The organism is Pseudomonas sp. PB101, from assembly GCF_009764265.1.
In the GTDB taxonomy this organism is placed as follows: Bacteria; Pseudomonadota; Gammaproteobacteria; order Pseudomonadales; family Pseudomonadaceae; genus Aquipseudomonas.
On sequence record NZ_RWIR01000007.1, the window covers coordinates 27,249 to 39,695 of the forward strand.

The following is a 12,447-nucleotide window of genomic DNA, read 5'->3' on the forward strand; positions in this document are numbered from 1 at the left end:
ACGTCCATCGCGAGCAGGCTCGCTCCTACAGGGGGTTACGCCCACAAACCCTTCGGGCCATGTGCCCGCCGACCTGGGAAACATCCATGCACGCCATCATGCTCAAAGCCAAGTTGCATCGCGCCGAAGTCACCCACGCCGTACTCGATTACGAAGGCTCCTGCGCCATCGACGGTGAGTGGCTGGACCTGTCCGGTATCCGCGAGTACGAACAGATCCAGATCTACAACATCGACAACGGCGAGCGCTTCACCACTTACGCCATCCGTGGCGAAGAGGGTTCGCGCATGATCTCGGTCAACGGCGCCGCGGCACACAAGGCCAAGGTCGGCGATCGCGTGATCATCTGCGCTTACGCCCATTACAGCGAAGCCGAACTGCTCAACTTCAAGCCACGCATGCTCTACATGGCACCGGGCAATGAATTGAGCCACACCAGCAACGCCATTCCGGTCCAGGTCGCCTGATCCGAGTCCTGTCTCTTCCGTTTGTCGGACTATTCCTAACTTCGATGTTAAAAAAGTACCGGAAACAGCTCAGACAAAGTCAAGACAGATCATTGCGCGGGGTTTACTGTATTCGCCCTGCGCCATGAAATCGTGTCGACGCAGTTGACCGGAACGCCCATCCATAGCGCTCCGGGATTTTTAGTGTTCAAAAGGCCGTTCAAGTAATAAGGAAACCCGCAGCGATGGCGTATTACCGCACTCCTCACGACGTTACCGCTCTGCCTGCCTGGCAAGCGCTGAATGACCACCGCCAAGCCATGCAGGATTTCAGCATGCGCGAAGCCTTCAATGCCGATCCGCAGCGTTTTACTCAATTCACCCTCAGCAGCTGCGGTCTGTTTCTCGACTACTCGAAGAACCTGATCAACGCCGAGACCCGCAATCTGCTGGTGGGCCTGGCCGACGAAGTTGACCTCAAGGGCGCGATCAAGGCGCTGTTCGACGGCGAAATCGTCAACGCTTCCGAAGGTCGTCCAGCCCTGCACACCGCCCTGCGGCGCCCGGTTGGCGACAAGCTGTCGGTCAACGGCGTCAACGTGATGCCGGAAGTGCACAAGGTGCTGAACCAGATCACCGACCTCGTGGGCCGTATCCACGATGGTCTGTGGCGCGGTTACACCGAGAAGCCGATCACTGACGTGGTCAACATCGGCATCGGCGGCTCCTTCCTCGGCCCCGAGCTGGTGTCCGAAGCCTTGCTGTCCTACGCCCAGAAAGGCGTGCGCTGCCACTACCTGGCGAACATCGACGGCAGTGAGTTCCACGAGCTGACCATGAAGCTGCGTGCCGAAACCACGCTGTTCATCGTTTCGTCGAAGTCCTTCAACACCCTCGAAACCCTGAAGAACGCCCAGGCCGCCCGTGCCTGGTATCTGGCCCAGGGTGGTTCGGAAGCCGAGCTGTATCGCCATTTCATCGCGGTATCGAGCAACAACGCCGCCGCCGTGGCGTTCGGCATCCGCGAAGAAAATATCTTCCCGATGTGGGACTGGGTCGGCGGCCGCTACTCGCTGTGGTCGGCCATCGGTTTGCCGATCGCCCTGGCCATCGGCATGTCCAACTTCAAGGAATTGCTGTCCGGTGCCTACACCATGGACCAGCACTTCCTGACCGCGCCATTCGAACAGAACATGCCGGTGCTGCTGGCCTTGCTCGGCGTGTGGTACGGCAACTTCTGGGGCGCGCAAAGCCACGCGATCCTGCCGTACGATCACTACCTGCGTAACATCACCAAGCACCTGCAACAGCTGGACATGGAATCCAACGGCAAGAGCGTGCGCCAGGACGGCAAGCCCGTGTCCACCGACACTGGGCCGGTGATCTGGGGCGGCGTTGGCTGCAACGGGCAGCACGCCTATCACCAGTTGCTGCACCAGGGCACCCAGTTGATCCCGGCCGACTTCATCGTGCCGATCGTCAGCTTCAACCCGGTGTCCGACCACCACCAGTGGCTGTACGCCAACTGCCTGTCGCAGAGCCAGGCGCTGATGCTCGGCAAGACCCTGGCCGAGGCCGAAACCGAGCTGCGTGACAAGGGCCTGAGCGAAGACGAAGTGCAGAAGCTGGCGCCACACAAGGTGATCCCGGGCAACCGTCCGAGCAACACCCTGGTGGTCGAACGCATCAGCCCGCGTCGCCTCGGCGCCCTGGTGGCGATGTACGAACACAAAGTCTTCGTGCAAAGCGTGATCTGGGGCATCAACGCCTTCGACCAGTGGGGTGTGGAACTGGGCAAAGAGCTGGGCAAAGGCGTCTACAACCGTCTGGTCGGCAGCGAAGAAACCGCCGCCGAAGACGCTTCGACCCAAGGGCTGATCAACTACTTCCGCGGTCGTCACCGCGGGTGATTTGATGGCCCCCTGTAGGAGCTGGCTTGCCAGCGATGACGGTGTGTCAGTCCAATAAATTTTGACTGATCCACCGCCTTCGCTGGCAAGCCAGCTCCTACGAGGGTCGCACAGCTCCCCTCTTGAACCCTTTCACCTCTCGGCGCATCTTTATCTTTGTCGCAATACAAGAATAAGGAACCGTCATGTTCGATATCAGCACGTTCCCCAAAGCCGATGCCGTCCGCCGGGCTGCGCAATTGAGTCAAGACGACTATCAGCGCCTGTATCGCCAATCCATCGAACACCCCAGCACCTTCTGGGCCGAACAGGCCGCGCGTTTTCTCGACTGGAGCGCGCCCTGGGAAACCGTCCAGCGCTACAACCTGAAGACCGGTGAAGCCAGCTGGTTTGCCGGCGCAAAATTGAACGTCAGCTACAACTGCATCGACCGACACCTGGAAAAACGCGGCGATCAGGTCGCCATCATCTGGGAAGGCGACGACCCTGCCGACTCGGCATCAATCACCTACAAACAACTGCATGACAACGTCTGCCGCCTGGCCAACGTGCTGAAAAGCCGTGGCGTGAAGAAAGGCGACCGCGTGTGCATCTATATGCCGATGATTCCGGAGGCGGCCTACGCCATGCTTGCCTGCACCCGCATCGGCGCGGTGCACTCGGTGGTGTTCGGCGGTTTTTCCCCGGACTCGTTGCGCGACCGCATTCTCGACGCCGACTGCCGCACCGTGATCACCGCCGACGAAGGCGTGCGTGGCGGCAGGGTCGTGCCACTCAAGCAGAACGTCGACAAGGCGCTGCAAAGCTGCCCGGACGTGAGCACAGTGCTGATGGTCGAGCGCAGCAAAGGGCAGGTGAACCGCGTCGAAGGCCGCGACATCAATTATCAGCAGGCCCTGCGCGACGCCGACAGCCATTGCCCGCCCGAACCGATGGATGCCGAAGACCCGCTGTTCATCCTCTACACCTCCGGCAGCACCGGCAAACCCAAAGGCGTGCTGCACACCACCGGCGGCTATCTGCTGCAAGCCGCGATGACCTTCAAGTACGTGCTGGACTACCGCGACGGCGAAGTCTTCTGGTGCACCGCCGACGTCGGCTGGGTCACCGGCCACAGCTACATCGTGTACGGCCCGCTGGCCAACGGCGCGACCACGCTGATCTTCGAAGGCGTGCCGAGCTATCCAACCAGCTCGCGCTTCTGGCAGGTCATCGACAAGCACAAGGTGAACATTTTCTACACCGCCCCGACGGCCCTGCGCTCATTGATGCGTGAAGGCCCCGGACCATTGAAGGGAACCTCCCGCGCCAGCATCCGACTACTCGGCACGGTCGGCGAGCCGATCAACCCTGAAGCCTGGGAGTGGTACTTCCATGAGGTCGGCGAAGAACGCTGCCCGATCGTCGATACATGGTGGCAGACCGAAACCGGCGGCATCATGCTCAGCCCGTTGGTCAGCGCGCAGCGGATCAAGCCCGGCTGTGCGACCCAACCGATGTTCGGCGTGCAACCCGTGCTGCTCGATGAGCAGGGCAAGGAAATCAAAGGTCCCGGCAGCGGCGTACTCGCCATAAAGTCCAGCTGGCCGGCACAGATCCGCAGCGTCTACGGCGACCCGCAGCGCATGGTCGATACCTACTTCAAACCGTATCCCGGTTACTACTTCACTGGCGATGGCGCGCGACGCGATGAAGATGGCGACTACTGGATCACTGGCCGCATCGACGATGTGATCAACGTGTCCGGCCACCGTATCGGCACCGCCGAAGTGGAAAGCGCCCTGGTGCTGCACGAGAGCATCGCCGAGGCTGCCGTGGTCGGTTACCCCCACGACGTCAAGGGCCAAGGCATCTACGCCTTCGTCACACCCATGAATGGTGCCGAACCCAACGACGAACTGAAAAAAGGATTGCTGGCCCTTGTCAGCCAGGAAATCGGCAGCTTCGCCAAGCCGGACTTGATCCAGTGGGCGCCGGCCTTGCCGAAAACCCGCTCGGGCAAGATCATGCGACGCATCCTGCGCAAGATCGCCTGCAACGAACTCGACAGCCTGGGCGACACTTCGACACTGGCCGATCCAAGCGTGGTACAAGGCTTGATTGATAAACGCCTGAATCAATAACGTGCCTTTGTAGGAGCGAGCTTGCTCGCGATGGACTAAAGCGCGCCGCGCATATTCAGGAAACACGCGTTATCGTTAGCGTCCATCGCGAGCAAGCTCGCTCCTACAGAATTACAGAGTCACCATGGAATTCATCCGCACCCGCATCGAAACCCAGATCATGAGCTTGACCGGTTTGTCCCTGGGCAAACTCGACCTGGAAAACCCCAAGGGCGACCCCGGCCTGTTCGGACCGGACTCGGTGAGCTGGCAAGTCCATGGCGACTTCAGCAGCATGCTGATCGGCGGCATCAGCGCCCTGATGCTGCAAGCCCTGCACCCACTGGCACTGGCCGGAGTCTGGGACCATTCGAATTTCCGTGAAGACATGCTCGGCCGATTGCGCCGCACCGGGCAGTTCATCTCCGGCACCACCTTCGGTTCGCGGCAGGATGCCGACTGGCTGATCGAAAAAGTCCGCACCATCCATTTGCAGATTACCGGCACCGCGCCGGACGGGCGCCCGTACGCCGCCAGCGATCCCGATCTGCTGACCTGGGTGCATGTGGCGGAAGTCAGCAATTTCCTCGCTGCTCATTTGCGCTATCGCAACCCGCATCTTTCACCCGCCGATCAGGATCGCTATTACGCGGAAATCGCCTTGGTCGCCGAGCGCCTGGGTGCCCGGGATGTGCCCCGTTCGCGCCGGGAAGTTGCCGACTACCTTGAGCGTATCCGTCCACAACTGCTGTGTGACGAGCGCAGCCGTGAAGTCCTGCGCCTGTTGCTGAACGCGCCCTCCCCCAGTCGCCTGGCCAAGCCTTTTGGCGGTTTGATGATGCAAGCCGGCATCGACCTGCTGCCGGACTGGGCCAGTGACATGCTCGGCGTCAGCCAGAACCCGCTGCAACGCAAACTGATCCGCGCCAGCGTCAATCGAAGTGCGCCGATGCTGCGCTGGGCGGTGCGTAATGGGTCGGTGCAGCGGGCTAAACGACGGATGGGGTTGTAGGAGCTGGCTTGCCAGCGATGAACGATAACGCGGATTGTCAGATAAGCCATGTTGCGGCCTTCGCTGGCAAGCCAGCTCCTACAGGTTGTGCTCCAAACTGTTAAACTCCCGCGCCCAATTCTCTCCTGCAAGGCGCCCAGCATGTCTTCCTTGAATCAGGCGCTGCGCGCCGCCCTCGATCAACGCCAGGACCTGCTCGCCGAACTGCACCAGCAAGGTACCGATTGCTATCGCCTGTTCCATGGCAGCCAGGAAGGCGCCGGTGGCCTGGCCATCGACCGCTACGGCCCGCAATTGCTGGTGCAAAGTTTCCACCAGGCGCTGGAGCGCGAGACGCTGCTGCAATTGCACGAAGCGATCAATCAGCACCTGGGTCTTGAAACCCTGCTGGTCTACAACGACCGCTCCCGTGGCAATTCGCGCATCGATCGCGAAGACATCGTCTACCGCGCCGACGAAGCCGCCCTGCAAGACCTGATCGGCCACGAATGGGGCCTGAACTATCGGGTCCGTGGCCGCCATGCCGGACAAGACCCGTTGCTGTTCCTCGACCTGCGCAACACCCGTGGCTGGGTCAAGGACCACAGCAAGAACAAAAGCGTACTGAACCTGTTCGCCTACACCTGTGGCGTCGGCCTCAGTGCTGCTGCCGGTGGAGCGCGCGAGGTCTGCAACCTGGACTTCGCCGAAGGCAACCTGGCGGTCGGTCGGGAGAACGGTTTACTCAACCCGCAGTTGCCGACCATGCAATTCATCCAGTCCGACTACTTCCCGGCGATTCGCCAACTGGCCGGCCTGCCGATCAGCCAGCGCCGCGGGCAAAAACTGCCGAGCTATCAGCGTCTGGAACAGCGCCAGTACGATCTGGTGCTGCTCGACCCTCCGGCCTGGGCCAAGAGCGCATTCGGCACAGTAGACCTCTTGCGCGACTACCAGAGCCTGCTCAAGCCGGCCTTGCTGACCACCGCCGACAACGGCGTGCTGATCTGCTGCAACAACCTGGCGAAAGTCAGCATGGACGACTGGCGCGAGCAGGTGTTGCGTTGTGCAGAGAAGGCCGGGCGGCCGGTGCGTGAGTGGACCGTGATGAAACCAGGCGCCGACTTCCCGTCGATGGATCAGCAACCACCGCTGAAAACCCTGATTCTGCAACTCTGACCGCTGTGGGATAAATCTGAAATATCCTCAACAGGCCAATCACTTCGGAACCGGAAACGCGTGCCATACTCCAAGGCACTCCGATTCAGACAGATGAAGCCGCACATGTACAAAGGATTGATCCGCGCCATCGGCGCCTTGTTGACTGCTCTGGCCCTCTACAGCTTGCTGGGCTTTCTGATTTTACCGGGGGTCGCGTTGCGCGTTGCCAACCAGCAACTGGCCAACTACGCCACCACCCCCGCCACGATCCAGCGGATCGAGTTCAATCCGTTCAGCCTTGAACTGACCCTCTGGGACCTGAACATCGGCGAGCCCGGCAAGGAGCAGGTCGCTTTCGAACGTCTGTACGCCAACTTGCAACTCGACAGTCTGTGGACCAAGGCGGTGCACCTGTCCGATATCGAACTGGACAAGCCCAAGACCGAGATCCTGTTCAGCAAGGACGGCAAGCTCAACCTGCTGGGGCTGTTCACACTGCCCGCGAGCGAGCCGACACCGGCCGACCCGGATGCCAAGCCGTTTCCGCTGCGCATCGAGCGGATCAAACTGGCCGGCGGCGCCGTGCACTTTGAAGATGCCCGGCCCAGCGAGCCCATCGAGTTTCTCTACGACACACTCGATTTCGAGCTGAAAAACCTCAGCACACTGCCCGAAGACAGCGCCGACATGACCTTGGTGGCCATCGGCCCCAACGGCGGACAGATCGACTGGACCGGCAATTTCAGCCTGATCCCGATCGCCTCCGAAGGTAAGCTGAAAATCACTGACGGCAAGATGAAAGCCTTTTGGCCCTACGTGCGCGATGCCGTGCCCCTGGACCTTGAAAACGGCGTGATGAGCATCAGCACCGACTACAAGCTCAACCTGGCCAAGGAAACCGAACTGCTGCTGAGCAATGTAGCGGTCAGCGTCGCCCCCCTCTCGATCAAGGCCCCCGATTGCCGGCCGCTGGTGAAGCTGGAGCGCCTGGACGTCAGCGAAACCACCGTGGACCTGGCGAGACAGCAAGTGGTGGTCGGCAAGATCCGCAGCAACAAACTGGAAACCTGGGCCGCGCTGGAGTCGGATGGCCAACTCGACTGGCAGAAACTGTTCGCCAGCCAACCGTCAAAACCCGCTGCCAAAGCCCGGGCCGATGCCGAACCGACCAGCGCACCGGCCGCCGCAGACTCCCCGAAGCCTGAACCGGCCGCACCGGACAAACCCTGGCAGGTGCTGCTCAAGGATGTGCAGCTGCGCAATTACACGGTGCATCTGGCTGACCGCAAGGCACAACCCGCCGTTGCACTTGATCTGACCCCGCTGAACCTCGACCTGCAGAATTTCGACAGCCTCAATGGCTCACCCTTTACCCTGAAGCTCGATACCGGCGTGGGCAAGCAAGGCAAGATCCTGGCCGATGGCGAGGTCAACCTGGCCCCGGTCAGCGCCCGGCTGAAGGTCCAGACCAGGGATATCGACCTGAGAGTTGCGCAGTCCTACATCACGCCGTTCATTCGCCTGGAACTGCGTAGCGGCATGCTCGGCAGCGACCTGGCAGTCGACCTCAAAAGCACCGAGCCCCTGGCATTCGGTGTCACCGGCCGCGCCCAGGTCGATCAGTTGCATACCCTGGACACCCTGAAAACCCGCGACTTCCTCAAGTGGCAGCAGGTCGTGGTCGAAGGCCTGAACTATCAGCACGGGGACAGCCTGTCGATCGACAAGGTCAACCTGTTTCAGCCCTACGCGCGTTTCATGATCAACGATGATCGCACCACCAACATCGATGACCTGCTGGTTCCACAACCGGCGGACGCCGGGACAAAAACGGCAGCGAACAAACCGGCCAGTAATGAAAAACCGCTGGGCATCCACATCGGCGGCATTTTCATCAATGATGGTTCGGCCAACTTCGCCGACTTCAGCCTGACGCCGAACTTCGCGACTGCCGTCCAGCAGCTCAACGGGCAGATCGGCACCATCGACAGCCGCAAACCGAAACCGGCCAGTGTCGACGTCAAGGGCAAGGTCGATCGTTACGCGCCGGTGACCATCAAGGGCGCGGTCAATCCGTTCGACCCGATGGCGAGCCTCGACATCGCCACCAGCTTCAAACGCGTGGAACTGACCACGCTGACGCCCTACTCCGGCAAGTTCGCCGGCTACCGTATCCGCAAGGGCCGACTCAATCTCGACCTGCATTACCAGATCACCAAGGGTCAGCTCAAAGCTGAAAACAAAGTGGTGGTCGAGCAGCTGCAACTGGGCGAAAAAGTCGACAGCCCGGACGCCGTGAGCCTGCCGCTGAAACTGGCGATTGCCTTGCTCAAGGACGTTGATGGCAAGATTTCCATCGAACTGCCGGTCACCGGTGACCTCAACAACCCGCAGTTCAGCGTCATGCCGATTGTCTGGCAGACCCTGCGCAACCTGATCGTCAAAGCTGCGGCGGCACCGTTCAAACTCATTGGCGGGCTGGTCAGCGGTGGCGGTTCGGAAGATCTGGGCAGTGTCTCTTTCGCTGCAGGCTCCAGCGACTTGGGCAAGGACGCCGAAGGCGCACTGGACAAACTGTCCAAGGCGCTCAAGGAGCGCCCGGCCCTGCGCCTGGAAATCGAAGGTACTGCCGCCCAGAGCAGCGATGGCCCGCTGATCGCCGAACAGCGCCTGGAACGCGAATACCAGTACAACTACTACAAAATGCTCCAGCGCCGGGGCGACAAGGTCCCGGCCCAGGCGTCGTTGCTGGAGGTACCGGACGGAGAAAAAGGCCCGCTGCTCGAAGGTATCTACCGCACCCGCCTGAAAACCCAGCCCCTTGCCGAATGGAAAGACCTGGGCAAGGAAGAGCGCACCGCGAAAATGCGTGCCGAGGTGATCAAGTTCTGGAGTTCCAGTGACGTGCTGTTGCGTCAACTTGGCCAGGAACGCGCCAGCAGCATCAAGGACTACCTGGTCGACAAGACCCAGCTGGAAGATGACCGGGTGTACTTCATCGACGCCAATCTGGGCGAAGCGGAAAGTGACGGCCGCGTGGTGACTCCGATGCATCTGGATGCCGAGTGATGATTCATCGGCTGCTGGCAGGCCTGATTCCGGCGTGAACCTGATCACCCGTAAACGCTGCAATTAGTCAGCCGCGACCCAATGTGGCAGCACTGCAAACAGAACAGGCCCCGGCAAAAAATGCGCGGGGCCTGTGGTGGCCAAACTCCTTTTGGCCGTTCGCATGAACACTCAGGTTGCAACAGACATATGACTCGGCTCGTCTGTTGCGCCCTCTCCCGGTCCAGGCGAGAAGCCTTGCCTTACTCGGCTTTCAGGCCGTCAGCGGAGACCGCTTTGACGCCTTTGATTTTCTTGGTGATGGCGACGGCGGTGGATTTCTGCGCGTCGGTGACCGCCACGGTGGACGACAGCGATACAACACCTTTGTTGGTTTCGACTTTGATATCGGTGCCTGGAATGCCTTTTTCGGTCATCAGGTCACTTTTGACTTTGGTGGTGATCCAGGTATCGGAAGTAGCTTCTTCAGCCTTGGTCATTTCACCCGCCGCCAGGGTCATTGGAGCCTGGGTGGCTTGAGTGGTCTGGGCGAATGCCGCGTTTGCCATGGTCAGGGTCAGCGCGGTAGCAGCAGCGGCAGTGATAGCGAACTTCTTCATACGAGTAACTCCTGTTTTTCGGAAAAGTCTGCCGGGTGTCATGTCGGCAGGGTTACCAGGGATATTGCGAACGCTGTGCCAACTTTGAAACAAGAATTAAAACCTTATAAATCAACAAGTTATAAAATTAGCCCATTTTCGAAATCATGCAAAATGCACGAGAAGCACAATCACTGCATGCAAGTTGCAGGTTTATGGAAAGTTCCTAAGATGCTGAAATTTCTGAGCTTTATCTGAGGTATTTGACGACGGGTCGACAATCAGGAAAGCCCCGCATTGGCGGGGACTTGAACCTGCAATTCCTGCTGTTTAACCGGTGCAGCCTTTAGGCCTGTAATCATCGGATACCGTGCTTTTACACGACCAGCCTTTGGCTTCATCCCGTGTCAGGGTGACGGTTTTGCCCTGGACCACCCCCGGGGCATTCTGCAACGTGCAAGCGATCGATCCCCCTCCCGCCGGGGTTGAAGCCGTCACGGCAAGTCCGCAGTGGGTGGTCGCCGCTTCGCCGGCCGGCGCCACGTTGGCAATTGTCGGCGTGTCCCCCTGATTGAGCACATCCTCGAACGGCACCTTCATTGCAGTCAGCTCCGCCAGTGCCGCCGTGACTTTGGCCCGAGCCTGGTATTTGGAATACATCGGCAGACCCAGTGTTGCCAGGATCCCGATGATCGCCACCACGACGAGCAACTCGATCAGGGTAAAACCTCTTTGATTGTTCATGTACAGGCTCCATGCATGAGTCGAAGGCTCATGACCTGCCCCATGGCAGCACAGCCTGTGCCAAGGCATAGACTCCCTGCTGGCTGGGGCCGTGGCGCCTGCGAAGCCCTTCCCCGCCATCAGGATCAGCACTATCTGACGCTTTTTGTCACCTCAACCTTGCCGGTTTGGCTCCGTCGTTTGACTAGGCTATAAGAGCAACTCAACCGGATTACCCAGGACTGAACATGGCGGTCAAGGCAGCGAAAATCAGTGTGTATGCATGGGAAGGGATTGACCGCAAAGGCACAAAGGTAACCGGTGAGCTCAGCGCTCAGAACCCGGCACTGATCAAGGCGAAACTGCGCAAGCAAGGCATCAGCCCCGGCAAGGTACGCAAAAAAAACCATTCGCTTTTCAACATGGGCAAGCGCATCAAGGCCCAGGACATTGCCCTGTTCACCCGGCAAATGGCGACGATGATGAAGGCCGGCGTGCCGTTGCTGCAGTCGTTCGACATCATCGGCGAAGGCTTTGACAACCCTGCCATGCGCACGCTGGTGGACGAACTGAAACAGGAAGTCGCGGCGGGCAGCAGCTTCGCCACCGCCCTGCGCAAGAAACCCCGGTACTTCGATGAGCTGTATTGCAACCTGGTGGATGCCGGCGAGCAGGCCGGGGCCCTCGACACCCTTTTGGAACGGGTCGCGACCTACAAGGAAAAAAGCGAATCACTCAAGTCCAGGATCAGGAAAGCCATGACCTATCCGCTGGTGGTGGTTTTTGTTGCGGCGATTGTCACCGCGATTCTGCTGGTCAACGTCGTGCCGCAGTTCGAGTCGGTGTTCAAAGGCTTTGGCGCCGAACTGCCGGCCTTTACCCTGATGGTCATCGGCCTGTCGCAATTCATGCAGGCCTGGTGGTGGACGGTGCTTGGTGCGCTGATCGCATTGGTGTTCGGGGTGCGCCACGCCCTCGCGACATCCCCGGCCTTTCGTGACCGGATGGACACCTGGCTGCTGAAACTGCCGCTGGTGGGCACGTTGATGTACAAGTCCGCCGTGGCCCGGTTCGCCCGTACACTGTCGACTACTTTCGCGGCCGGCGTGCCGTTGGTGGAGGCCCTGGAATCAGTGGCCGGCGCGACCGGCAATAGCGTGTTCAAGCGCGCTGTGCTGCGTATCCGGCAGGATGTGTCGACCGGCATGCAATTGAACTTCGCCATGCGTACTTCCGGCGTCTTCCCGAACATGGCGATACAAATGACCGCCATCGGCGAAGAGTCCGGCACCCTGGACAATATGCTCGACAAAGTCGCGGGGTTCTACGAAGACGGCGTCGATAACATGGTCGATAACCTCACCAGCCTGATGGAGCCGTTCATCATGGTGGTTCTGGGTGTTATCGTCGGTGGACTGGTAGTTGCCATGTACCTGCCCATCTTCCAACTCGGCTCAGCGATCTGAC

General features: G+C 60.0%; 9 protein-coding genes. 7 read left to right on the forward strand and 2 right to left on the reverse strand.

Annotated elements, in window-relative coordinates; genetic code table 11:
* The first annotated feature begins 86 nt into the window (after positions 1–86).
* The 6 genes from panD to EI969_RS01555 all read left to right on the forward strand — a co-directional run bounded on the left by panD (position 87) and on the right by EI969_RS01555 (position 9,679).
* On the forward strand, positions 87–467 hold the full coding sequence (gene panD / locus EI969_RS01530; RefSeq protein WP_008153310.1) for an aspartate 1-decarboxylase: 381 nt from the start codon (positions 87–89) through the stop codon (positions 465–467).
* Between the two features lie 224 nt (positions 468–691).
* On the forward strand, positions 692–2,356 hold the full coding sequence (gene pgi, locus EI969_RS01535; RefSeq protein WP_160385633.1) for a glucose-6-phosphate isomerase: 1,665 nt from the start codon (positions 692–694) through the stop codon (positions 2,354–2,356).
* Positions 2,357–2,541: 185 nt separating this feature from the next.
* Positions 2,542–4,479 (forward strand): acetate--CoA ligase, encoded by a 1,938-nt coding sequence (gene acs, locus EI969_RS01540; RefSeq protein WP_160385634.1) that lies wholly within the window; start codon positions 2,542–2,544, stop codon positions 4,477–4,479.
* A 124-nt stretch (positions 4,480–4,603) separates the two neighbouring features.
* Positions 4,604–5,470: an oxygenase MpaB family protein gene (locus EI969_RS01545; protein WP_160385635.1), complete on the forward strand. Its 867-nt coding sequence runs from the start codon at positions 4,604–4,606 to the stop codon at positions 5,468–5,470.
* 141 nt (positions 5,471–5,611) lie between these two features.
* Complete coding sequence (locus EI969_RS01550) at positions 5,612–6,628, forward strand: class I SAM-dependent rRNA methyltransferase (RefSeq protein WP_160385636.1); 1,017 nt, start codon at positions 5,612–5,614, stop codon at positions 6,626–6,628.
* Between the two features lie 93 nt (positions 6,629–6,721).
* Positions 6,722–9,679 carry a DUF748 domain-containing protein gene (locus tag EI969_RS01555; RefSeq protein WP_160385637.1) on the forward strand — a complete coding sequence of 986 codons (2,958 nt, stop codon included), beginning with the start codon at positions 6,722–6,724 and terminating at the stop codon, positions 9,677–9,679.
* A gap of 242 nt (positions 9,680–9,921) precedes the next feature.
* Here the strand turns inward: EI969_RS01555 and EI969_RS01560 are convergent, their stop codons facing one another.
* Together EI969_RS01560 and EI969_RS01565 are read right to left on the reverse strand one after the other, a co-directional pair.
* Positions 9,922–10,278, reverse strand: a complete 357-nt coding sequence (locus tag EI969_RS01560) for a BON domain-containing protein (protein ID WP_160385638.1) — start codon at positions 10,276–10,278, stop codon at positions 9,922–9,924.
* A 309-nt stretch (positions 10,279–10,587) separates the two neighbouring features.
* The gene (locus EI969_RS01565) at positions 10,588–11,001 is read right to left on the reverse strand and encodes a pilin (protein ID WP_160385639.1); all 414 of its coding nucleotides are present in this window, start codon (positions 10,999–11,001) and stop codon (positions 10,588–10,590) included.
* A gap of 227 nt (positions 11,002–11,228) precedes the next feature.
* Here EI969_RS01565 and EI969_RS01570 point away from each other — a divergent pair, with 227 nt between their 5' ends.
* On the forward strand, positions 11,229–12,446 hold the full coding sequence (locus EI969_RS01570; RefSeq protein ID WP_160385640.1) for a type II secretion system F family protein: 1,218 nt from the start codon (positions 11,229–11,231) through the stop codon (positions 12,444–12,446).
* The last annotated feature ends 1 nt before the right edge of the window (position 12,447 follow it).